General features: G+C 62.5%; 19 protein-coding genes. 18 read left to right on the top strand and 1 reads right to left on the bottom strand.

What is annotated here, in order from left to right:
• Positions 1 to 447 precede the first annotated feature (447 nt).
• The gene (locus MESOP_RS35980) at positions 448 to 966 is read right to left on the bottom strand and encodes a hypothetical protein (protein ID WP_041163530.1); all 519 of its coding nucleotides are present in this window, start codon (positions 964 to 966) and stop codon (positions 448 to 450) included.
• 315 nt (positions 967 to 1,281) lie between these two features.
• On the opposite strand from MESOP_RS35980, the gene MESOP_RS35880 reads away from it, so the two are divergent.
• The 18 genes from MESOP_RS35880 (at position 1,282) to trbE (ending at position 22,483) form a co-directional block, all read left to right on the top strand.
• Positions 1,282 to 1,560, top strand: coding sequence for a hypothetical protein (locus MESOP_RS35880; RefSeq protein WP_164919974.1), 279 nt, complete (start codon positions 1,282 to 1,284; stop codon positions 1,558 to 1,560).
• A gap of 105 nt (positions 1,561 to 1,665) precedes the next feature.
• Positions 1,666 to 1,908, top strand: a complete 243-nt coding sequence (locus MESOP_RS30225; RefSeq protein ID WP_013533285.1) for a DUF982 domain-containing protein — start codon at positions 1,666 to 1,668, stop codon at positions 1,906 to 1,908.
• 1,942 nt (positions 1,909 to 3,850) lie between these two features.
• Positions 3,851 to 4,525 carry a DsbA family protein gene (locus MESOP_RS30215; RefSeq protein ID WP_013533283.1) on the top strand — a complete coding sequence of 225 codons (675 nt, stop codon included), beginning with the start codon at positions 3,851 to 3,853 and terminating at the stop codon, positions 4,523 to 4,525.
• 704 nt (positions 4,526 to 5,229) lie between these two features.
• Entirely contained in the window at positions 5,230 to 6,192 is a 963-nt protein-coding gene (locus MESOP_RS30210) for an ArdC family protein (protein ID WP_013533282.1), read from the top strand.
• A 135-nt stretch (positions 6,193 to 6,327) separates the two neighbouring features.
• Positions 6,328 to 6,738, top strand: coding sequence for a DUF2958 domain-containing protein (locus MESOP_RS30205; protein WP_013533281.1), 411 nt, complete (start codon positions 6,328 to 6,330; stop codon positions 6,736 to 6,738).
• A gap of 83 nt (positions 6,739 to 6,821) precedes the next feature.
• Positions 6,822 to 8,549, top strand: a complete 1,728-nt coding sequence (locus MESOP_RS30200) for a ParB/RepB/Spo0J family partition protein (protein WP_013533280.1) — start codon at positions 6,822 to 6,824, stop codon at positions 8,547 to 8,549.
• Positions 8,550 to 9,080: 531 nt separating this feature from the next.
• A complete protein-coding gene (locus MESOP_RS30195; protein ID WP_013533279.1) occupies positions 9,081 to 9,404 on the top strand; it encodes a DUF736 domain-containing protein in 324 nt (107 codons plus the stop codon).
• A 144-nt stretch (positions 9,405 to 9,548) separates the two neighbouring features.
• Positions 9,549 to 9,788, top strand: a complete 240-nt coding sequence (locus MESOP_RS30190; RefSeq protein ID WP_013533278.1) for a helix-turn-helix transcriptional regulator — start codon at positions 9,549 to 9,551, stop codon at positions 9,786 to 9,788.
• A complete protein-coding gene (locus MESOP_RS30185; RefSeq protein ID WP_013533277.1) occupies positions 9,785 to 10,333 on the top strand; it encodes a S26 family signal peptidase in 549 nt (182 codons plus the stop codon). The genes MESOP_RS30190 and MESOP_RS30185 overlap by 4 nt, the downstream gene beginning before the upstream one ends.
• Entirely contained in the window at positions 10,321 to 11,004 is a 684-nt protein-coding gene (locus MESOP_RS30180; protein ID WP_013533276.1) for a lytic transglycosylase domain-containing protein, read from the top strand. The genes MESOP_RS30185 and MESOP_RS30180 overlap by 13 nt, the downstream gene beginning before the upstream one ends.
• 181 nt (positions 11,005 to 11,185) lie before the next feature.
• Positions 11,186 to 13,156 (top strand): relaxase/mobilization nuclease RlxS, encoded by a 1,971-nt coding sequence (gene rlxS, locus MESOP_RS30175; RefSeq protein ID WP_013533275.1) that lies wholly within the window; start codon positions 11,186 to 11,188, stop codon positions 13,154 to 13,156.
• Between the two features lie 751 nt (positions 13,157 to 13,907).
• Positions 13,908 to 15,731, top strand: coding sequence for a glutamine--fructose-6-phosphate transaminase (isomerizing) (glmS, locus tag MESOP_RS30170; RefSeq protein WP_013533273.1), 1,824 nt, complete (start codon positions 13,908 to 13,910; stop codon positions 15,729 to 15,731).
• Between the two features lie 200 nt (positions 15,732 to 15,931).
• On the top strand, positions 15,932 to 17,962 hold the full coding sequence (locus MESOP_RS30165; protein WP_013533272.1) for a conjugal transfer protein TraG: 2,031 nt from the start codon (positions 15,932 to 15,934) through the stop codon (positions 17,960 to 17,962).
• A 115-nt stretch (positions 17,963 to 18,077) separates the two neighbouring features.
• The gene (locus tag MESOP_RS30160) at positions 18,078 to 18,491 is read left to right on the top strand and encodes a CopG family transcriptional regulator (protein WP_013533271.1); all 414 of its coding nucleotides are present in this window, start codon (positions 18,078 to 18,080) and stop codon (positions 18,489 to 18,491) included.
• Positions 18,488 to 19,456: a P-type conjugative transfer ATPase TrbB gene (gene trbB, locus MESOP_RS30155; protein WP_013533270.1), complete on the top strand. Its 969-nt coding sequence runs from the start codon at positions 18,488 to 18,490 to the stop codon at positions 19,454 to 19,456. The genes MESOP_RS30160 and trbB overlap by 4 nt, the downstream gene beginning before the upstream one ends.
• An 11-nt stretch (positions 19,457 to 19,467) precedes the next feature.
• Complete coding sequence (locus tag MESOP_RS30150; RefSeq protein WP_013533269.1) at positions 19,468 to 19,776, top strand: TrbC/VirB2 family type IV secretion system protein; 309 nt, start codon at positions 19,468 to 19,470, stop codon at positions 19,774 to 19,776.
• Positions 19,776 to 20,048 (top strand): VirB3 family type IV secretion system protein, encoded by a 273-nt coding sequence (locus MESOP_RS30145; protein ID WP_013533268.1) that lies wholly within the window; start codon positions 19,776 to 19,778, stop codon positions 20,046 to 20,048. The genes MESOP_RS30150 and MESOP_RS30145 overlap by 1 nt, the downstream gene beginning before the upstream one ends.
• The gene (gene trbE / locus MESOP_RS30140) at positions 20,042 to 22,483 is read left to right on the top strand and encodes a conjugal transfer protein TrbE (protein WP_013533267.1); all 2,442 of its coding nucleotides are present in this window, start codon (positions 20,042 to 20,044) and stop codon (positions 22,481 to 22,483) included. The genes MESOP_RS30145 and trbE overlap by 7 nt, the downstream gene beginning before the upstream one ends.
• The last annotated feature ends 3 nt before the right edge of the window (positions 22,484 to 22,486 follow it).

Below are 22,486 nucleotides of genomic sequence, written 5' to 3'. Positions count from 1 at the left end.
CCTTCATCAAGTCGCCCTTGTGTACGGCAACGAATTTTTCTCGGCGACGGCTTGAAGGGCAGCCTCTTGCCGGCTGTCCAGGGTCACAATGAGGTCCATCTGAACGTCTCCTAATGTCTCGTACCAACAGGGATCTGGGACAGGATATCTTTGCGCAAACAGGAACGCGAGATGGAAGACAACAAACTTGGCAATGGCGGAAGCGTCGTTGAGATCGTCATGATCGTCGTCCTCCTCTTGGTATCCATCGGCCTCGTCATAATCGTCGCGACTGGAATGCCTTGAACATCCCGCCCTGGAATGCCTTGAACATCCCGCCCTGGAATGCCTCGACGTAAGGAGAAGTGTGGGGCTTGGTTGCGACCTCGCCGCCCCGTGTGTGGTGGATCGAGAGGGGACGGGGGGTCTAGGCGCGGGCCAGTTATCCGATCAGCCGCTCAGATTTTTTTACCAAATATTCCGATCCCATAATGTGATTTGGTTTTTCAGCAGGTCCTCCCAATATTGTCGCTGAGAGGGGATTGGGAGGTCACGCGGATGGAACGCTTGTTGAAGTCCGACGACGTCATACAGCAAGCCATAGACCAGGCCATTCAGGGCGAAATCGTCTCCCTTAAGAAGGCCGTCGCGTTTATCCGAACGAAGCGCCCTGACCTTAAGGACGAGCTGGACGAATTGGGCAACGACAACCCACTGTGTGAAAAGGTGGTCCAAATAGCTGCAAGAACTGGAAAGGGCGTTCTCTTCGACCTGCACGATTAGGAACTGTCCCTCCTCCAGGGGCTGTTCGATATGCTCTGTGAGGTGCGCGGGATGGACCGCGAAAGCCCTGAAGCTACGACGGCTGCGGAACGCCTGATTGCACGTTACAAAACAGGCCTTCGCGGCGATGATCTTTTCCAATCGGTGGCGGCGGAGTAGCTGCTGCTCCAATCTCTTCAGGCAGTCCTGTTCTTCGGGAACCATTAAGGTCACCAAAGGTTTGGCTCGGTGCTAACCGTGCGGGCCGACCATGGAAGAGCTTTCTCCCGAGCAACAGCAGGCTACATCGCGTCTCATTCGGACGTGGATTACTTCAGAGACACTGCGCCATCAAATCCGCCAACTGCTGAACCTCCCAGCAGATTGGGATATGACCGAGGAGCATCGGTCCATGCTTGACGAGTTGGATCGGAAGCACAACGTATCGCCCCATGGAGCCAAGGTACGAACTGAAACGTGCCCCCAAAGGGGAGCCAATCGGACCATAAGTTATAGGCGCCAAACTCATGGGGACTCCCTATGGCGAAGCGCGACAAAGCCGGCCACAAGACTGTTGCCGACTCTCTTCAGGAACTCATACGAAACGAGGACAACCGCCGTCAGGTTCGGAAAGCCTTCAGGTTGGAAGTTGAACCTGAGCTGCCGCCAACTCTAGCCTCATTGCTCGACGCCATTGAAGTGGCTCATCAGGAAACCCTAAATTACCCTGATGAGGCAGTTGAGGTACGACCTGAGGAGAGACCAAGACGGGACCTGGACGGTGTTCGACGTGTTCACCGGGCAGCCGGTTTCGCCTGATGGTTGGCCAGCGATAGGCCTCAATAGGGAATATGCCGACGATCTGGTCGACCTACTGAATGCCGAAGACCTCAAGTGCAGGCTCTCCCACCGTAGGTTCATCTGATGGAACTCCATTGGTTCAGCCCTGTGGTCCCCGTCAGAACCGAGAAGGTCGGCATCACGCTGGGCGTCAGCAACGTCGAGACTGCTGCTGAGGAACTCATGAAGTGGCCCGAGAGGGGACCGAAGTGGAACAAGGCGGTGCAGCTCTGCATCGACTGCTTCGAGGACCGAGCGTCACCCCAAGATGTCCAGAAGGCCTTCGAGGAGGCTGCTAAGGAGCAGGGGATGCTTCGGTCTTTGTAGGAAAGGAAAGACCCGCCACCGGAGGGAACAGGCAGCGGGCTCTTTGAGCGGCTACATCCGAGGATCGACCGCTTCGGATGGTTAACTCGCATCACACACGATCGTTCCGAGTAAGTTCCTCGCTGCTCTGGGGGGTCCCATGTCCGTCACGTTTATCCCTCAGGCAGCCCCGCGAGTTCTCCCTGCTGGAGGTTGAGGGCGCACTGGGACACGTTGCGTTGCTTCCCGCCGAGTGGTTGAGTGCCTATTCACACCAAGCCGGCTGCCTAGTAATGTGATTGGGGGAATGGGGCAGCGGAAATGCAGCCTGAGGACGATCTGAAGTCCCGTATCGAGGCTGCATTGGTTCGCGGCCACTTCACCCAATGGCAGCGCCAATTCCTGCTCGACATGCGTGACCGATTGGTGAAGTACGGCCCGCGCACGCGGCTGAGCGCGAAGCAATGGGCAAAGCTTTACGAGATCATAGGCCCCGCGCCGCCAAACGCCAACGCATCGCCACAATCTCGCTCGGATAGGCCCCCATCGTCCCCGCGATGGCAAACGCGCCGCTGGCGAAGCCCACTCGCCCGCGAAGCTCGTTATTTGGCAGCCAGGTTTGCTAGAACCTTTGGGATCGCTTTGGCTCTGATCGTTGGCTCCTTAATCTACTCCTTCATCATTAGGGGTGGTCACGTTACCTGGCCCAGCATGCCATCCTTCGCGAGGTCCGGCGGATCGGAGTGGGTGCCGCTTGCCAGAACCCAGTTCACGATAACGGATGGCGATACTATTCGGCTCAATGGTGCCGCGAAGGGAACCCGGCTTGTCGGCTTTAACGCGCCCGAAAGCATCGAGCCAAGGTGCGACTCTGAGAGAGACCTTGGGCGTCGAGCGAAGGCGCGCCTCAAAGAGTTGGTTGCTGAGGCGAAGCTGGAGCTGAAGATGGTCCCATGTTCCTGCCCAGCAGGCACTGAGGGCACCGACAAGTGCAACTACGGCCGACGCTGTGGCTTGCTCTTTGCCGATGGTCGCGATGTTGGCGACGTGTTGGTGTCAGAGGGTTTGGCTGTGTCGTTCGTCTGCGGCTCGACGAGCTGTCCACCGACGCCTCGCCCTTGGTGTGGATAAGGCGTCCTGAACCCTGAGACGGCCTCGGTTGCTTTGAGCGCTTTGCCAGCTCCACGGGCTGTGCGGGATGGCATGTTCGAGATGCACGTCTGCAACCCGCAAACCTGAGACCTCGGCGAGGCGACATCCAGTCCCTTTAAGATGCGCCAAATGTGCTGGAGGTCGGTCTTGGCGTGTGACACAAGGCGGGCCAAGATGGCGGCAGCCTCATCCAATGTGAAAGATCGGCGCTTGTCTTTGTCCGGCTCAGCCTTGTCCTTGGGCGCAGCCTCTACCCCGCAGTGTATCTCGCGGTGTATCTCTGGGGAATGGAAACCCTTGGAGTCCTTGGGTTTCAAGGCATTTCTGGAATAAGTGGCTCCCCGGGCCGGAGATGAACTAGCGCTTGCAAAGCGAGCCACAGTGGAGGACTCGGCTGCCGTTCGAGTTTTGTGGCCGCGCTCTGTGAAATTTCCCAGACCTATTTTCTGCAAAGTGCACAGGAAGCGCCGACAAATCCCCCGCCAATTGTTTGAACGGTTCCCGACCTTATGTCGCGAAACCGCCGCCGGTTGCGCCATCTTATGGTGCGCCCGTCGAGCGAGGCCACCCAGCCTACGAAGTCAGCTGTGAGCCACAGTTGTGAGCCACAGTGATGTTCAATGCACGACGGCCCACGCTTTCCGCAGCGCAGCGCTGCGTGAGCTCCTGCTGCGGGCGGCGATGGCACGGGAATTGCGACACGGGGGGTGCGGCGCTTGACCGGAGAGCCGCGACGGGAGAAGCGCCGCAACGTGCCGGGGGTGCCGGCGCCGCGGGCGTCCTGCCGTTCATGTTTGATTGGAGCCCACCCATGTCCAGGCTGAATGCCGCCCTTGTCACAGTAATCGTTTTGTTGGCCCTCGCTTTGTTCGCGCTGGGAGCGCTGAAACAACATCTGGATACGGCCGAGGACCTGCAATGTGTGGAGGACCAACGCCTGATAGCGGCTGACTTGCGCATACGCATTCCACAGCGGCGCGACGCCCTCCTCAACGACCCAGCCTCGCCAATTGCGGGCAATCCGGATGGCGATATCGCTGTGGTCTCATTCTTCGACTACAACTGCGGCGTTTGCCGGGCGGCAGCTCTCGATCTACAGGAGGCCCTCAGCAATGATCCCAATGTGAAGCTTGTGTTCAAGGAACTCCCAGTCCTGGGGCCAGAATCCAAATTTGCAGCGCGCGCAGCGCTCGCGTCGCACAAACAGGGGAAGTATCAGGCGTTCCATCTCGCCCTCATGGCTTTCCCCGGCTTCCTCAACCAGCGCACCACCTTAGCCGTTGCAGAGCGGGTGGGCCTCGATCTCGAGCAGCTGAAGCGGGACATGCAAGACCCAGCCATCGCAAATGCCATCACACGCAATTTCGCACTCGCCAAAGATCTGTATATCGAGGGCACACCGGCGTTGGTGGTCGGCGACGAAGTAATCCCAGGGGAAGTGGGGATGGCCCGACTGCAACGCTCCATTGCTGATGCCCGCGCCTAGGCGAAGGTACGATCTTCGACAGCTGCAAAAGTGCCATTCTGACTGAGGGTCTCGGGATCGTCTTTGGGAGCTGGGGTTTTGATGTGCTCCTGAGCGCCTTATTCGCGGTTGGCTTCTTGACCAGACCGTAACGCGGGGCGCGAGCGCGACGCCGAACATGGCGCCGTCTCCCGGCGTGCGGCTAGGGCCGCGATCTCGCTCCTGGACGCTCTCTCCGTTACGCGGCAAGGGGCGCCGAGAGGTGGAAATTCACGGCTCTGCGGCGTCGACCATATCCACGCGTCCAGGCGCAAGGATCGATGGTATCACATCAGCTGCGGTGCCGACCACCAGTCCTGAATCCCGCGCGCCTGAAGGCGCGCGCCGGGTGCTCGTGCACCGAGCCCGCTTTTTTTTCGCAAGGCTCAGGCGGTCTCGGCCATCCGGCTTCGCCCCCTGGCTTGGGCAGCCTTTCGGCTGCGCACGGCCGCCGGCCGATCGGCCGGCGTGGTCTGTCTTTAGGCCGTCCCCGGGTGCGCGCGGTGGGCGGCTCTCCCTTCTAGGCCCGCCGCGGCATCCCGCAACCCTTCGCTGCGCTTCGGGTCCTCCTCTGCGTTCCGGTCCTTCGGATGCGGTCCGCCTCTCACGGCGGGCCTTTGCGGTCGTTTTCGCCGCCCACCCCGCTTCCGGGGGAGGGCGCGATTTGGCGAGCGGAGGACCAGGGCATGCGTTCAACCAACAAACGTTCCGGCTGCCGAAAGGCTGGCGCAAGCAGGGGCGGGCGCGCAGGCGCCAGCCTTTATCAAGAGATCACGGACCGCATCATTGCCGAGCTCGAGCGCGGCACCGTGCCATGGGTCAAGCCCTGGGGAAGCGCAAAGGCAGGCCTCGGCCTGCCCAGGAATGCGGCAACCGAGCGCCGCTATTCCGGCATCAATATCCTGATCCTGTGGGGCGCGGTCATCGAGCGCAGCTATGCCAGCCAGAACTGGCTGACCTTCCGGCAGGCGCTGGCCCTTGGCGGCAATGTCAGGAAAGGCGAGCGCGGAACGACCATCGTTCACGCCGACCGCTTTGTTCCGCAAAACGAAAAGGAACGCGCCAAGGCCGATGGCGACGAACCACAGGCGGTGCCTTACCTGAAGCGGTTCACCGTCTTTAACGTCGCGCAGTGCGAGAACCTGCCCGAACATCTCCATGCCGCCGCCGATCCGCTGCCGCAGCGCCAGATCATCCCGCAGGCCGAGGCGCTCATTCGTGCAACCGGCGCGGATGTCCGCATCGGCGGCGATCGCGCTTTCTACATGCCGGGCAGCGACTTCATTCAGGTGCCACCGCAACCGGCCTTCTTTCAGCAGATCAACTATTACCGGACCTGCTTTCACGAGCTTGGCCACTGGACCGGCCACCCGACGCGCCTTGCGCGCGACCTCTCCGGCTCGTTCGGCACCAAGGCATACGCGCGCGAGGAACTGGTCGCTGAAATCTGCGCAGCCTTCGTCTGCAGCACTATGGGCATCGAGCCGACCGTGCGCCATGCCGATTATATCGGCTCGTGGCTGAGCGTGCTGCGCGAGGACAATCGCGCCATCTTCCGCGCCGCCAGCCATGCCTCGAAAGCCGCCGATCTCCTGCTCGGCTTCAATGCCGAGGTCGAAGGCGAGGCGCATGCCGAGATCGCCGCATGAGCGCGCTTCGTCTCCCTACGCGAGAGCCTTGCGCTTCTGACGGCGCGCGGTGCGACCGCGCGGCGCGGAAACCCTCGATACCGGCCTGTTGGTCAACCCGCCGTCAATCACGAACCGTTTTGAAGGAACTCCGCAATGATCCTGATCCCTGACGAACTGCGCCTTCTTCTGCTCGCCAATGGCGCTGCCGACACCGAAGCCGACCATTCTCCGGTCGTGAAACTGTTCAATCCGCTGGGCGCCGCCACCTGGCTCCTGAGCGAGCTCGACGCCAATGGCGATGCACTCTTCGGCCTCTGTGATCTCGCATTGGGCTTGCCCGAACTCGGCAGCGTCAGCCTTGCCGAGCTCCAGGCCGTCAAGGGGCCACTTGGCCTCGGCATCGAGCGCGACCTTTATTTCAAGGCGCGGTTTCCGCTCTCGGTCTATGCCGAAGCCGCTCGCCTATGCGGTCACATCACCCAGGCCGAACGGCTCTTGCGGCAGGCCGCCGCCGCCCTCTCGTTTTCCCTTCCCGAGCTTCCGCCCGACCCGGCGGAACAATAGCGCCATCCGGCGCAAAACCGCCGCGCCGCTCGGCCTGCGGCCTCGCGGTCAGGCAATTTCGGCCATTGCAAAGGAGAAAGACCATGCAGCTTGCCCACGTTTCCATCGACCGATTGAGCGTCGCTGCCGCCAACATGCGGCATTCCAAACGCGCGCCCGACATTTCCGACATCCTGCCCTCGGTGCGCGCGCGCGGCGTCCTTGTTCCGCTTCTGGTGCGGCCCAACGGCTCGCCCGACACCTTCGAGATCGTCGCCGGACGGCGACGCTATTTCGCAGCCAAGACCCTTGCCGACGAGCGCGGCGAGGCCGAGCCGCTGCCATGCGCCATCATGGAGGATGGCGACGACGCCGACGCGCTCGAAGCCTCCCTCATCGAAAACATCGCCCGCCTCGATCCCGACGAGGTCTCGCAATGGGAAACCTTCTCCCGCCTCATCAAGGAAGGTCGCACCATTGCCGATATCGCGGCCACTTTCGGCCTTACCGAGCATCAGGTGAAGCGCATTCTGGCGCTTGGCGAGCTTCTGCCCAGGATTCGCGAAGCCTATCGCCGCGAGGAAATCGACGCCGAGACGGTCCGCCACCTCACCATGGCCTCCAAGGCGCAGCAGAAGGACTGGCTGGCGCTCTTTGCCGATCCCGACAACCGCGCGCCGCGCGGCTGGCAATTGAAGCAGTGGTTGTTCGGCGGCCAGTCGATCTCGACCAAGGTGGCGCTGTTTGCCATCGAGGACTATCCCGGCCTGATCGTCTCCGATCTGTTCGGCGAGGAAAGCTATTTTGCCGACGCCGACCTGTTCTGGCTCAAGCAGAATGAGGCGATAGCCGCCAGGCGCGATGCCTATCTTGGGGCCGGGTGGAGCGAAGTGATCGTGCTCGAACCGGGTCAACATTTCCACGCATGGGACCACGAAAAGACGCCGAAGAAGAAGGGCGGCAAGGTCTTTATATCAGTCTCGCATCGCGGCGAGGTCGGGTGTCACGAGGGCTGGCTGTCGCGCAAGGAAGCCCGCCGCGCCCGCGATCAAAGCGAGACCGCAGAGGCCGAGACTCCGGATAAACCCTCGCGGCGCGAACTCACCGGACCGATGCAGAACTATGTCGATCTGCACCGCCATGCCATCGTGCGCTTGGCGCTCCTTGACCGTCCGGCCGCAGCCCTTCGCCTGATGGTGGCGCATGCGATCGCCGGCTCCAGCCTGTGGCAGGTGCGCACCGAGCCGCAGCGCGCCGCCAACGAGATCGTGGCGGCAAGCCTGTCAGCCTGCAAGGCCGAGGCCACCTTCACGGATAAGCGGCGTGAGGTCCTGGCGCTGCTTGGGGAACCGGACGAGGGTGGCGCGGTCGCTGGCCGCAATGGCAGCGACTTCGGCACGGCACGCCTGTTTTCGCATCTCCTGACGCTGTCCGACGACGATGTGATGCGCGTTCTCGGCATCGTCATGGCCGAGACGCTCGAAGCCGGCAGCGCCGTCATCGAGGCGCTCGGCAATCATCTCACTGTCGACACCGCCGCTTGCTGGCAACCGGACGACGCCTTCTTCGATCTGTTGCGCGACAAGGAAATTGCCAATTCCATGCTTGCCGAAATCGGCGGCAAGCATGTCGCGGACGGCAATGTCGCCGAAAAGGTGAAGACGCAAAAGACAATCATCCGCGACTTTCTGTGCGGCGACAACGGCAGGCAAAAGGTCGAGGCCTGGCTGCCGCGCTGGATGAAATTCCCGGTCGAAAGCTACACGGATCGAGGCGGCTTGCGCACCGCCGATCAATGGGCCCGGGTCCGGTCCCTGTTCGGCTGCCAATAGACGTCAGGCTGGGCGGCGGCCTCCAAAGTGGCCGCCGCTCGGCATCGTACCCCGGTCGCAATGGCCGCATTTTCGTGACCTTTGCCGCCGCCTTCCCGCGGCAGAATCCAGCCGGGCAAATCACCTTAATCCCGCGGCTCGATCAGCCCGTCGGAGCCTGCTCCGGCGCCCGACCCCTGGGCACGATCTCAATCGGCACGGCACGGCATCAGCCGCAGTCCTCCAATTCCCGCCTCTCCTGGCTTGGCTGCAGCGACCGCGCTTGCCACGAACTCCATGCTCCCTCCAGGACCATCCCCTGCGGCTGGCTTATCGACCTATGGACGGGTCCGGCCGCCCGAAACCCTCGCCAGCAGCTTTTTTCCCCGCCGCCTGCGGCGGCTTCCTCGCGCCGCTCCGCTTCAAAAAAGCCGCCGGCTCGGGTCCTCCGCTGGCGCTGCGGCCCTGTCGGGTTCAGGCGCTCCGGACGCGTCCATCACGGTCAGCCATCGCAGGGGATGGTCCCCGGCGACAGCAAAAGGAGACTTCGAAATGACCGCGATCGGTTACGTCAACAAGCAGGAAAACGGCGCCTACAAGGGCCAGCTCAAGACCCTCAGCGTCCGCGCCGACATCGACATCATCCCCAACCAGGCCAAGAGCGCCGACAACCATCCCGACTACCGGGTGCTGACGCAAGGGGTCGAAGTTGGCGCCGGCTGGATCCGCACCGGTGAGACGTCAGGCAAGGATTATGTGAGCCTGTCGATTGCAGCGCCGGAGTTCGGACCGCGCAAGCTCTACGCCAATCTGGGCCGCGCCGCCGGCCAGGACGATGACGACACCTACGCCATCATCTGGAACCCGGCCGACTGATCCGGCCGACCCGAGCCCCGCGCCGCAGCCGGCGCGGGGCTCTTGCCGAGGAGCGGCGAAAACTCGCCCCCAACTCTTCGCCCGTCCCCAAGACGACCTCGCCCGCCCATCCTCGCCTGGCTCGCAAGCCAAACGAGGATCATCATGGACAACGAAAACGAACGCGCCGCCCGCGCCAAAAAGGGCAGTCCATTTCTCAACACAGCCCAAGCCGCCTTCTACATAGGGCTCTCCCAGCGCACGCTGGAAAAAATGCGGCTCAACGGCGGCGGCCCGAAATTCCGCAAGCATGGCCGCTACGTCCGCTACCACATCGATGAGCTCGACGACTGGTCGAAAGGCCGCCAGAACCACACCCATTCCAACGATGGAGGCCGCTCATGAGCCGGCCTCCTGTCATCCGTCTGACCGGCAGCCGCCTGCGCCGTGTCCGGGCGACAAGGGCGATCGCCGCGACCGCGATTGCCCTTGGCCTGATTGCCTTCGGCCCGCTTGCAAACCCGTCGCCCTGGCTGATCTGGAACGCCTCGGCGAGCGCGCCGGTCGGCCTCTATCGCGTCATGGCGGGAGCGCCAGCACGCGGCGACCTGGTGCTCGCCGGCGCACCGGATGCCATTGCCGGCCTTGCTGCCGAACGCGGCTATCTCCCGAACGGCGTTCCCCTTGTAAAGCACATTGCCGCGCTGCCGCACGAACGTGTCTGCGCCTTCAACGAGGCGATCATCATCGGCGGCAAGATCGTCGCACGTCGGCTCGCAACCGACACCCAAGGCCGTCCGCTGCCATGGTGGAGCGGCTGCCGCGCGCTCGCTGACGACGAATTCTTCGTGCTGAACGGCGAGGCACCGCGCTCTTTCGACAGCCGCTATTTCGGGCCGGTCCGAGCCGCCAACATCATCGGGAGGCTCGCGCCGCTATGGACCGAGTAGCCCTCCTGATGCTTGGCATGATCGCTGTCGCGCCATGCGCCTGTTCCGCCTCGACCGGCGCTGAGCCGGTCGCCATCTCCCAAAGTCCGCAACTTCGAAGGTGGCATGAGTTCACAGGCGAAGCAAGCAAGCGTTTCCGTGTTCCCGAGGCCTGGATTTACGCGGTGATCGATGCCGAAAGCAGCGGCAAGACGATGCTCCACGGCCGGCCGATCACCTCGCGCGCCGGTGCCATGGGCCTCATGCAGGTGATGCCGGAAACCTATCAGGACATGCGTGCGCAATACGGACTGGGCGCCGATCCCCACGATCCGCGCGACAACATTCTGGCCGGCACTGCCTATCTTCGGGCCATGTATGACCGCTTCGGGTTCCCCGGTCTGTTTGCCGCTTACAACGCCGGACCCGAGCGCTACCAGGCGCATCTGAAGCGCGGCACGCCGCTGCCGAAAGAGACCGTCGATTACCTCAAGCAGCTCCGGGCGGCCGGAGTTTCGGGAACCGACATCGAGCAGTTCAAGGGCAAATCTGTCGCTCCAAGCAGGCAAGATGCACCCTCGGGGCGCTCGCTGTTTTTCCCGCAAAATGGTGATCGCGCCGGCGCGCGAAACGGCGATCTCTTCGTGCCGCTGGGAAGCGACGTCGCACAGGTCAAGGAGCCGGAACGCTAGCAAAGGGGGGGGCCGGACGCGTCCGAAGGGGTGGGGCGCGGAAGGCAAGATAAAGACACCCCCTCCAAGAGGCGGCGAAGTGTTTGTCTGCACATCATTTTTGCCGGAGGCACCCTCCAGCGTCAGGAGAACTTCGGAGCGCAAATGGCTGATTCGACTCTGTTCCAGGCGCAGGCCAAGCATGCAGGATGACGAGTTCAGACCGAAGCTCGGGAAGATTGGCTCCCGGGGTTCGAAGGCCGGCAAACGCTTTGTCGGCCAGGTCCGGGCAGCGATCAACCGAGCTGGTGGCCGGCCCCAGCGTGGTGGCCGCTTCGCGGGCAGCCGGATAGGCCGGGGTGGGGCGACGGCCGCGCTGCTGAAATCACGCGATCGCCATGCAGCCTTCCGCCAGCGCCGGGTCGTCGTCAAGGCGCGTGTCGTCAAGCTGGCCGGCAAGAGCGCGGACGGGGCGCGTGCGCATCTGCGCTACATCCAGCGCGACGGCGTCACCCGGGAGGGCGCGCCTGGCCGGCTCTATGGCGCCGACAGCGATCGCGTCGCCGGCAAGGACTTCCTCGATCGTGCCGATGGCGATCGCCATCAATTCCGCTTCATCGTCGCACCCGAGGACGGCATCGAATTCGACGACCTCAAGCCACTGACGCGGCGGCTCATGGCACAGATGGAGGAGGATCTCGGCACGAAGCTCGACTGGGTTGCCGTGGACCATTTCAATACCGGCCATCCGCACACCCACATCATCGTGCGTGGCAAGGACGATCGCGGTGAGAATCTCGTCATAGCGCGCGAATACATCTCGAGCGGCATCCGCGAGCGCGCTGCCGAGCTGGTCAGCCTCGATCTCGGTCCGCGCACCGACCACGAGATCGAGCACCGCCTGCGTCAGGAAATGCAGCAGGAACGCTTCACCAGCATCGACCGCCGCCTGCTGCAGCTGCGTGACGAGAGTGGGCTCGTGTCACCGGATAGCCGCGATGCGTTTCGACAGACCTTGCATCAGGGGCGCCTGCGCAAGCTCGAGCGGATGCATCTGGCCGAAGAGATCGCCCCGGGCCGCTGGCGGCTCGATGACGGGCTTGAAGCGACGCTGCGCCGCATCGGCGAACGCGGCGACATCATCAAGACCTTGCATCGCGAACTGACGGGCAGGGGGATCTCCCGCAGTGCCGCCGACTGCGTGATCCAAGATGGATCGGGCGAGCAGGCCGCCCCTGTCGTCGGCCGCGTTGTCGCGCGCGGGCTGGCCGACGAGCTCAGCGACCGGCATTACCTCATCGTCGACGGTGTGGATGGCAAAACCCGATACATCAACATCGGCAAAGGCGAGGCGACAGAGCCGACGCCCGACGGCTGCATCGTGCGTGTCGCGCCGAGGAACACAGAGCCCAGGCTGGTTGACCGCACGGTGGCCGAAATCGCGGCTGCCCATCACGGCCGCTACAACATCGACATTCATCTGAAGCACGATCCGACCTCCACCGACCGCTTCGCCGAAACGCATGTGCGCCGGCTGGAGGCAATCCGGCGCGCTACCGGGGGCGTCGAGCGCGAGCCCGATGGCACCTGGATCATCGCGCCGGATCATCTCGATCGTGTAGCCGCCTACGAGCGCCAGCAGGCGAGGACCCAGCCTGTCACGGTCGACAAGCTCTCTTCGATGCCGCTGGAGCGGCAGGTTGGCTTTGACGGCGCGACCTGGATCGACAGCCAGCTTGTCTCCGAGGCATCAGAGAGGTTACGTAACTCGGGCTTCGGCCGTGAGATGCAGGAGGCGCGGAGCCGCCGACAGCAGTGGCTGATCGCGCAGGGCCTTGCCGATCAGGAGCAGGATCGGATCGTCTATCGCGCCAACATGATTTCGATCCTCCGCCAGCGGGAGTTGAACCGTGTTGCCGGTCAACTGTCGGAAGAGCTTGGCCTGTCCTATGCCGAAACGCGGGCCGGTCATCGCGTAGTGGGCACGCTCCGCCGGTCAGTTGAACTCGCCAGCGGCAAATACGCCGTTATCGAGAAATCGCGAGAGTTCACGCTCGTACCATGGCGGCCGGTGCTCGAGCGGCATGTCGGCAAAGAGGTTTCCGGCCTGGTGCAGCGCGAGGGCATCTCTTGGAGCATCGGTCGGCAAAGGAGTGGGCCCAGCGTTTCGTGACTTTCATGGTAGCCATGCGCAGGTGCGGGGTGCCTTCGACCCCCGCAAGAGTTCGACAAGGTGATCCGAGCCATGAGGCATAAGATGACATAACGCGTCCGCCTGCTTGCATAGGCAGCCAAAAATGGGGCTGATAGCCACCCGATTCGCATCGGCATCGAACTTTGATGCACGATCCCAAATCGACTGACGCAGACGAAGCGAATGCGCTGGGCAGCAGAGGAAGGTAGCAATGCAAATGATCCTTAGGGCCATCGACAGAGCCTGGCATTCGGCCTTGTCTAAGATCGACACAGCCCGGTTGCGGCGGCAGCGTCGGCAACTCGGCGACGTTGCCACGGCTGAATTTCAGCGGCCGAAACTCCGCACCGCCGAACACTCCGCCACTAAGTCGGCCACCGGACGATCCTCTCCGCGACACGCGGCGGTGCCCAAGAGGGACAGCTTGCAGGGACAATCTGCGCGGCCGCGCAAGTTGAAAAAGCACTGAACAAAGCCGCAAATCGCGGCAATTGGTAGCGAATTTGACGGCTTTCTCATTCTCTGAGACGGGTGAAGGTCAGGAGACCTGGATAGCCGAAATCAACGGTCCGTCTCGCCGATGTCAAACACGAACTCGCCTATCCGCTGGCTGGATGGCAGCTATCCCAAAAATCGATTTACCTGTTTTGCCGAATTCTACTAGGGAGGCTGAGCGCTTGGCCGTGCCCTTGGGCCGACTGAGGCTATCGGGAAGAATTCGGAGACGATCATGTGCGGGATTGTTGGCATCGTTGGGCATCAGCCGGTGTCGGAGCGGTTGGTCGACGCGTTGAAGCGGCTCGAATATCGCGGCTATGACTCAGCCGGCCTTGCCACCCTTTGCGAGGGCTCGTTGCACTCCCGGCGCGCGAAGGGCAAGCTTGTCAATCTCGAGAAAAGATTGAAGGAAGAGCCGCTGAGTGGCATCGTCGGCATCGCACATACACGTTGGGCGACCCATGGCGCACCCACCGAGCGCAACGCCCACCCGCACATTGCCGAGGGTGTGGCCGTGGTTCACAACGGCATCATCGAGAATTTCGCCGAATTGAAGGATGAACTGGCGGCGGCGGGCGCCGAGTTCCAGACCGATACCGACACCGAGGTTGTCGTACATCTCTTGGCACGATACCGCCGTGAGGGCATGGGGAGGGGTGAGGCAATGCATGCCATGCTGAAGCGCGTCAGGGGTGCGTACGCGCTTGCTGTTCTCTTTGAGGATGATCCGTCCACCATCATGGCGGCGCGCAATGGACCCCCATTGGCGATCGGTCATGGCGACGGCGAGATGTTCCTGGGCTCCGACGCGATCGCGCTTGCTCCCTTCACAAATGCGGTCACGTATCTCGTCGACGGCGACTGGGCCGTTATCGGCAAGACAGGAGTCGATATCTTCAATTTCGATGGCCATCCCGTCGAGCGTCCGCGCCAGACTTCCCTTGCCGGGGCATATCTGGCCGATAAGGGCAAGTATCGCCATTTCATGGAGAAGGAAATTCATGAGCAGCCCGAGGTTGTCGCCCGTGCGCTCGGTTATCACACCAGCTTCGAAGGGAATCGCGCCGACACGACGTCTTGCATGGATTTCGCCGGCATCCCGAGCCTGGCGATCTCGGCTTGCGGCACCGCCTATCTGGCTGGACTTATCGCAAAATACTGGTTCGAGCGCTATGCGCGCCTGCCGGTCGAAATCGACGTCGCGTCCGAATTCCGCTACCGGGAGATCCCGTTGCCGCCGCAGTCGGCGGCTCTTTTCATTTCGCAGTCCGGTGAAACCGCGGACACGCTCGCATCCCTGAGATACTGCAAGGCGCGTGGGCTGAAGACCGGCGCTGTCGTCAACAGCCGGGAATCGAGCATTGCGCGGGAGGCCGACGCCGTCTTCCCGATCTTCGCCGGCCCGGAGATCGGCGTTGCCTCCACCAAGGCGTTCACCTGCCAGCTTGTGGCTCTAGCCACACTCGCCATTGGCGCTGCCAGGGCCCGTGGAACGGCAACGCAAGATGAGGCAAAGGCGCTCGTCACGAGTCTTGCCGAAATGCCGGGCGTCATGGGCCGGGTCCTGAACAGCATCAAGCCAGATGTCGAGCTCCTATCGCGCGAACTGTCAAAATGTCATGACGTCCTGTATATCGGCCGCGGCACCAGTTTCCCACTGGCAATGGAAGGTGCGCTGAAGCTCAAGGAGATATCCTACATCCATGCCGAGGGATATGCGGCTGGTGAATTGAAGCATGGTCCGCTCGCACTGGTCGACGAAAACATGCCAGTGATCGTCATCGCGCCACATGATCGCTTTTTCGACAAGACCGTCTCGAACATGCAGGAAGCGGCCGCCAGAGGCGGTCGGATTATCCTCATCACGGATGAGAAAGGGGCCGCTGCTTCGAAACTCGACACGATGCACACGATCGTGCTGCCGGTAGTCGACGAAATTATCGCGCCAATGATCTTTGCGCTGCCGATACAGCTTCTTGCGTATCACACGGCGGTCTTGATGGGCAAAGATGTCGACCAGCCGCGCAATCTCGCAAAATCGGTTACCGTCGAATGATGGTCACGGCCCTTCGATAGAAATGCACTTCGGCTGAACGAGCAGTCGGACGTTATCGTCGAGGCCTTAATAGCTCCGGCTAATCCTTGTGACGAGCCCGGCGCTGCTCCTCGTCGCACCTGGTCGTGCGTAGTGTGCATTTCAGTTCACATCGCGGCGCGCGATGCTTGCCCCGGTGTTCGAAACAGCGGAGCAAGCCAATGACGCCCACGAAGTTGCTGATTGGGCAGATCGTCGTCGTATTCGCAATCGTCATGCTCGGCGTGTGGACGGCCACGCAGTGGTGCGCGCACATGCTGGGCCATCAGCCGCCACTCGGCGCGCCGTGGTTTGTTGCGGCTGGCTGGCCGATCTACAAGCCGTGGAAACTGTTTGAATGGTGGTACCATTTTGACGCCTATGCGCCCGAGGTCTTCGATAAGGCCGGTGCGCTCGCCGGCGCGAGTGGGTTCGTGGGCTGTGCCGCCGCCATCGGCGGTTCGCTGTGGCGCGCGCGACAGCTCGGATCGGTGACGACCTATGGCTCGTCAAGGTGGGCAACGACTCAGGAGATCGTGACGGCAGGGCTGTTTCGGCCGGCCGGGGTTTTCCTAGGCAAGCTGAAGGATCGCTATCTGCGACATGACGGGCCCGAGCACGTCATGGCCTTTGCCCCAACACGTTCAGGCAAGGGCGTCGGACTGGTTGTTCCAACTCTTCTGTCCTGGACCGGTTCGGCGGTCATTCATGATATCAAAGGCGAGAATTGGCAGTTGACCTCCGGCTGGCGGTCGAAATTCTCCTATTGCCTTCTATTCAATCCGACGGATCCTAGGTCGGCGCGCTATAACCCGCTGCTTGAGGTACGAAAGGGTCCACAAGAGGTCCGCGATGTTCAGAACATCGCCGACATCCTGGTAGATCCGGAAGGCGCGCTGGACCGCCGGAATCACTGGGAAAAGACAAGTCATTCCCTCCTCGTCGGCGCCGTTTTGCACGTGCTCTATGCCGAAGAGGAAAAGACGCTTGCCCGCGTGGCCACTTTCCTGTCGGACCCGCAACGTTCCTTTTCCGCGACGCTGCAGCGGATGATGACCACCAACCACCTGGGCACGCCCGACAAGCCTGAGGTCCATCCGGTCGTGGCCTCGGCGGCACGTGAGCTGCTGAACAAATCGGAAAACGAGCGTTCGGGTGTTTTGTCGACCGCCATGTCATTTCTCGGGCTCTATCGCGACCCGACGGTCGCGGCGGCAACATCGACCTGCGACTGGCGCATTGTCGATCTCATGGATGCCGAGCGACCGATATCGCTCTACCTGGTCGTGCCGCCGTCGGACATCTCGCGCACCAAGCCCTTGGTGCGCCTGATCCTGAACCAGATCGGCAGACGCCTGACCGAGCGCCTTGAGGGCGATCCAAGCAGGAGTCGCAAACATCGACTCCTCATGATGCTCGACGAATTCCCGGCGCTCGGGCGGTTAGATTTCTTCGAGACCGCGCTCGCCTTCATGGCCGGCTATGGCATTCGCGCATACCTGATCGCGCAATCATTGAACCAGATATCCAAGGCCTATGGCGAGAACAGTGCCATTCTCGACAACTGCCACGTGCGTATTGCCTTTTCCTCCAATGACGAACGCACCGCCAAGCGCATTTCGGATGCGCTCGGCACCGCAACGGAGCTTAGATCGATGCGCAACTATGCCGGCCACCGGCTGGCGCCCTGGCTGTCGCACGTCATGGTCAGCCGGCAGGAAACGGCCCGACCGCTGCTCACTCCTGGCGAGGTGATGCAGCTGCCCCAAACCGACGAGCTGGTGCTGATTTCAGGGCTGCCGCCGTTGCGCGCCCAGAAGCTGCGCTATTATGAGGACTGGAATTTTACCGAACGCGTGCTACCTTCCCCGGTGCTGCGGGACAGCCCTTACGCGGACCGTCCGGCTTCGCGCACGGATGACTGGACTGGACGGGTGCGCGGCGTTGACGGTCGTCTGGCTGCGGGCGACGAAATTGCCGACGCGGCGATCGGGGACGAGGGCGGCGTCCAGCAGCAGCGCCATCCAGCTCTAGCGGAAGATCAAGTCGTGCTTTCTCCAGAAGCTGAGCAGGACGATCTCTTCAAGTCTGTTGACGATGATAGCGAGCCGGTCGCCGACAAACGTGTCATGGATCGGATTTCGACGGCGGCCCGCGCCTACGGCATCAATGAGGGAAGGGGCGACGACAAGGACATCGTGCCCGGCTTCTGAACGCTGCTTCCTGACGGCGTACCTCAGCGTAGATAAGGGCGATAAGCGTTTTTGGGCATCTGGCGGATGCTTGTTCCCGTGCCGGCGGGCAGCGCTGGCAGTTGGAACAAGCCACATGAAGCCCCGCCGCATTCGTCACCAATTTCTGCTTGAGTTCGAGTTAAGCGAGAAGCTGGACAAACTCAGTCGTGATCCTTCGACCACCAAATCGGCGATCGTCGCCAAGGCAGTAGAAGCCTTCATCGAGCGGCGTGGCGAGAACGAGCTCGACCAACGATACGGGGTAAGGCTCGACCGTCTTTCTCGCGACCTCGCTCATGTCAGGCGCGACGCCGAGATGACGATGGAGAGCCTGGCGCTCTTCATCCGCTTCTCGATCACGCTTCACGCCCACACGCCGGCCCCGGACAGGGTAACGCAGGCCATCGGCCAGGAGCGCTTCGACAAATTTGTCGAGCAGGTCGGCCGGCAGATCGCTTCCGGGAAGCGGTCGCTTGACAAAGGCAATGGCGGGGGAGGGGAAGGGTGAACTCTCATCCGGAAGCCGACCATCGCCGCCGTGCGATGCTGCGCACCGCCATGGGTCCGGCGATCACCAAAGCGCTTTCAGACCCATCGATCATCGAGGTGATGGTCAATCCCGACGGAGCACTGCGGATCGATCGGCTCGGAGAGGGCCTGGTCGACACAGGCGTACACATCCATCCTACCGAGGCGGAGCGCATTGTCCGCCTCGTCGCTTCCCACGTGCGCGCCGAAGCGCATGCGGATAATCCGATCGTCAGCGCCGAACTGCCCTCGGGCGAGCGGTTCGAAGGCCTGCTGCCACCTGTGGTGTTGGCGCCATGCTTTGCTATTCGCAAGCCCGCCGCAAAGCTCTACAGCCTGGCCGATTATGTCGCCGACGGGGTCATGCTGCCGCTGCAGGCTGACGCGTTGAAGAAAGCCGTCCGCGAGCAGCGCAACATCCTGGTCGCGGGCGGCACCTCATCGGGCAAGACAACCCTTGCCAATGCGCTGCTAGCCGTGGTCGCCGACTGCCACGAGCGGGTGATCCTGATCGAGGATACGCGCGAACTTCAATGTGCAGCAAAAGACTGCGTTGCGCTGAGGACCAGGCGTGGTTCTGTCACGCTCGCCGATCTCGTGCGTTCGACACTGCGCCTCAGACCCGATCGCATCATCGTCGGCGAGATCAGAGGCGCGGAAGCGCTCGACATGCTGAAGGCATGGAACACTGGTCACCCAGGCGGCATCGCCACCGTTCACGCGAACTCGGCGCGGTCCGCCCTCTACCGCATCGAGCAGCTCGCACAGGAAGCCGTGGTCACCGTTCCCCGCCGGCTCATCGCCGAGGCGATAGACCTGATCGTCTTCATCGCCGGCCGCGGATCCTCGCGCCGCATCGAGACGATCGCCGAGGTCACTGGCCTCGACGGCAGTGGCGACTACGCCGTCACCCAGCTCACGCTTCCGCAACTCCAGCAACTCTGAAAGGTCACTTCATGCGCAAGAAGCCTCGCTTTCTCTGGGCCACCACGCTCGCGTTTCTTCTCACGTTTCCGGCATACGCCGCCGGCTCCGGAATGCCCTGGGAGCAGCCGCTGCAGCAGATCTTGGAATCAGTGCAGGGGCCGGTCGCCAAGATCATCGCGGTCATCATCATCATCAGCACCGGCCTGACACTCGCCTTCGGGGACACGGCAGGTGGGTTCCGTCGGCTCATCCAGATTGTCTTCGGCCTGTCGATCGCCTTTGCCGCATCGAGCTTCTTCCTCTCCTTCTTCTCCTTTGGCGGCGGGGCACTCGTCTGATGTTCGCCAGAGAGCACCATATCGAGGGCTTTGAGGTTCCGGTTCACCGGGCACTGACCGAACCAATCTTGCTCGGCGGCGCGCCGCGAGCGGTGGCCATCCTCAGTGGCACCGTCGCCGCGGCCGTCGGGCTGGGGTTGCAGCAGTGGATTGCCGGATTGGTGCTGTGGACCTGCGCGCACACCGTGGCTGTCTTCGCGGCCCGCCGCGACCCCGATTTCGCCAGCGTGCTCGTCCGCCATCTTCGCCTGAAGGGGTGGCTCGCATGCTGAATCTCTCCGAATATCGGGGCAAGGCCGACCGACTTGCCGATCATCTGCCTTGGGCCGCACTGGTGGCACCGGGCATCGTGCTCAACAAGGACGGAAGTTTCCAGCGCTCATTTGGATTTCGCGGGCCTGATCTCGAGAGTGCAACAGAAGCCGAACTCATCGGCATCTGCGCGCGGGCCAACAATGCGCTCAGACGGCTCGGCTCCGGCTGGGCATTGTTCTTCGAAGCCGAGCGCATCGAGGCGCTGGGCTACCCAAGCTCGCGTTTCCCCGACGCTGCGTCATGGTTGGTCGATGAAGAACGGCGCGCGGCCTTTCAAGGCAAGGTCGCGCACTACGAGAGCCGCTATCACCTGACGCTGACATTCATGCCGCCGCCGGACAGCCAGGCGCGGGCGCAAAGCGCTCTGGTCGACTCGCATCATTCCGGAGGCGAGAGAGAGTGGCGCCAGGAACTCACGCGGTTCCGGGACGAGACCGGTCGCGTGCTGGATCTCCTGTCAGGCTTCATGCCCGAAATACGCGCACTCGATGATGCCGAGACGCTGACTTACCTCCACGGCACGATCTCCACCCGCCGCCATCCAGTCGCCGCGCCGGAAACGCCGATCTATCTCGACGGCATCCTGGTCGATGCGCCGCTTACCGGCGGCTTGGAGCCGATGCTTGGCAACCACCATCTGCGCACGCTCACAATCCTCGGTTTTCCGAATGTCACACGGCCCGGAATTCTCGACGCGCTCAACCATCAGGATTTCCCCTACCGCTGGATGACGCGCTTCATTCCGCTGGACAAGACCGAGGCCACCAGGACGCTGACGCGGTTGCGGCGGCAGTGGTTTGCCAAGCGCAAATCGATCGTGGCCATCCTGCGCGAGGTGGTGACCAGCGAACCCGTCCCGCTCGTCGACACCGATGCCGAAAACAAGGCGCTCGATGCCGACGCCGCACTCCAGGCGTTAGGCGGCGATCATGTCGGGTTCGGCTATCTGACGACGACGGTGACGGTTTGGGACGAGGACCATCAAGCCGCTGCGGGGAAACTCCGCGCGGTCGAGCGCGTCGTCAATGGCCTCGGCTTCGCCACGATCCGTGAAGGCGTGAATGCGGTCGAGGCCTGGCTCGGCTCGTTGCCCGGCCATGTCTATGCCAATGTCCGTCAGCCGCTCGTTCACACATTGAACCTCGCCCACTTGATGCCGCTTTCCTCGGTGTGGGCCGGCCCGGCGGCGAACGAGCATCTCGCCAAAGTTACACAGGCAGAGGCCCCGCCGCTTCTGTTCGCCTCAACCAGCGGGTCGACACCGTTCCGGCTTTCCACCCACGTCGACGATGTCGGCCACATGCTGATCGTCGGACCGACCGGCGCCGGCAAATCGGTTCTCGTTGCCCTCTTCGCTCTGCAGTTCCGACGCTATGCCGGCGCGCAGGTCTATGTCTTCGACAAAGGCAATTCAGCCCGGGCCGCAATTCTTGCCATGGGTGGCGAGCATCACGCGCTGCGCGCGCACGGTGCGCTTGCCTTCCAGCCGCTGCGCAAGATTGACGATCCGGCGATCCGCAGCTGGGCAGCCGAATGGATCGCCGGGCTGATCGCCCATGAGAACGTCACCGTCACCCCGGAGGCGAAAGAGGCAATCTGGTCGGCACTCACCAGTCTTGCAACGGCGCCGGCGCAGGAACGCACACTCACCGGCCTGTCGGTCTTGCTTCAGTCCAACGCGCTGAAGTCCGCTTTGATGCCCTACACGCTCGACGGGCCCTTCGGCCGGTTGCTGGACGCGGATGACGATCGGCTGGCCTTGTCGGATGTGCAGTGCTTCGAGACCGAAGAGCTGATGCACAGCCAAGGCGCTGTGCTGCCGGTGCTCACCTATCTTTTCCATCGCCTCGAGGCGCGGTTCGATGGACGACCGACATTGCTCATGCTCGACGAGGCCTGGCTCTATCTCGACAATCCGCTCTTTGCGGGGCGTATACGCGAATGGCTGAAGGTGCTGCGCAAGAAGAACGTCTCGGTCATTTTCGCCACGCAGTCACTGGCCGACGTCGCTGGCTCTGCAATCGCACCGGCCATCATCGAGAGCTGCCCACAGCGCATCTTTCTTCCCAATGACCGTGCCGTGGAACCACAGGCACGGGAAGCCTACGAGCGTTTCGGCCTGAACGAGCGGCAGATCGAGCTTGTCGCGCGCGCCACGCCGAAGCGGCAATATTATCTGCAATCGCGCCGCGGCAACCGGCTGTTTCAGCTGGGCTTGGGCCCAATCGCGCTTGCGCTATGCGGCGCCTCCGATCCGGCCAGCCAGACCCAGATCGACAGGATCCTGTCGGAACACGGACAGGACGGCTTTGCCTTTCATTTCGTGAATGCCCGCGGGCTCTATTGGGCCGCCGAGCTTCTCCGCCAATTCCCTCAACCAGACATGGAGTAATCG

It is taken from the genome of Mesorhizobium opportunistum WSM2075 (assembly GCF_000176035.2).
Classification (GTDB): Bacteria; Pseudomonadota; Alphaproteobacteria; order Rhizobiales; family Rhizobiaceae; genus Mesorhizobium; species Mesorhizobium opportunistum.
This window is presented reverse-complemented; position numbering and strand designations above follow the sequence as displayed.

Bases quoted from the DNA above. Each gene is read 5' to 3' on its own strand.
- MESOP_RS35980 (WP_041163530.1), bottom strand. From the start codon at position 966: ATGGTTCCCGAAGAACAGGACTGCCTGAAGAGATTGGAGCAGCAGCTA.
- MESOP_RS35880 (WP_164919974.1), top strand. From the start codon at position 1,282: ATGGCGAAGCGCGACAAAGCCGGCCACAAGACTGTTGCCGACTCTCTT.
- MESOP_RS30225 (WP_013533285.1), top strand. From the start codon at position 1,666: ATGGAACTCCATTGGTTCAGCCCTGTGGTCCCCGTCAGAACCGAGAAG.
- MESOP_RS30215 (WP_013533283.1), top strand. From the start codon at position 3,851: ATGTCCAGGCTGAATGCCGCCCTTGTCACAGTAATCGTTTTGTTGGCC.
- MESOP_RS30210 (WP_013533282.1), top strand. From the start codon at position 5,230: ATGCGTTCAACCAACAAACGTTCCGGCTGCCGAAAGGCTGGCGCAAGC.
- MESOP_RS30205 (WP_013533281.1), top strand. From the start codon at position 6,328: ATGATCCTGATCCCTGACGAACTGCGCCTTCTTCTGCTCGCCAATGGC.
- MESOP_RS30200 (WP_013533280.1), top strand. From the start codon at position 6,822: ATGCAGCTTGCCCACGTTTCCATCGACCGATTGAGCGTCGCTGCCGCC.
- MESOP_RS30195 (WP_013533279.1), top strand. From the start codon at position 9,081: ATGACCGCGATCGGTTACGTCAACAAGCAGGAAAACGGCGCCTACAAG.
- MESOP_RS30190 (WP_013533278.1), top strand. From the start codon at position 9,549: ATGGACAACGAAAACGAACGCGCCGCCCGCGCCAAAAAGGGCAGTCCA.
- MESOP_RS30185 (WP_013533277.1), top strand. From the start codon at position 9,785: ATGAGCCGGCCTCCTGTCATCCGTCTGACCGGCAGCCGCCTGCGCCGT.
- MESOP_RS30180 (WP_013533276.1), top strand. From the start codon at position 10,321: ATGGACCGAGTAGCCCTCCTGATGCTTGGCATGATCGCTGTCGCGCCA.
- rlxS (WP_013533275.1), top strand. From the start codon at position 11,186: ATGCAGGATGACGAGTTCAGACCGAAGCTCGGGAAGATTGGCTCCCGG.
- glmS (WP_013533273.1), top strand. From the start codon at position 13,908: ATGTGCGGGATTGTTGGCATCGTTGGGCATCAGCCGGTGTCGGAGCGG.
- MESOP_RS30165 (WP_013533272.1), top strand. From the start codon at position 15,932: ATGACGCCCACGAAGTTGCTGATTGGGCAGATCGTCGTCGTATTCGCA.
- MESOP_RS30160 (WP_013533271.1), top strand. From the start codon at position 18,078: ATGAAGCCCCGCCGCATTCGTCACCAATTTCTGCTTGAGTTCGAGTTA.
- MESOP_RS30150 (WP_013533269.1), top strand. From the start codon at position 19,468: ATGCGCAAGAAGCCTCGCTTTCTCTGGGCCACCACGCTCGCGTTTCTT.
- MESOP_RS30145 (WP_013533268.1), top strand. From the start codon at position 19,776: ATGTTCGCCAGAGAGCACCATATCGAGGGCTTTGAGGTTCCGGTTCAC.
- trbE (WP_013533267.1), top strand. From the start codon at position 20,042: ATGCTGAATCTCTCCGAATATCGGGGCAAGGCCGACCGACTTGCCGAT.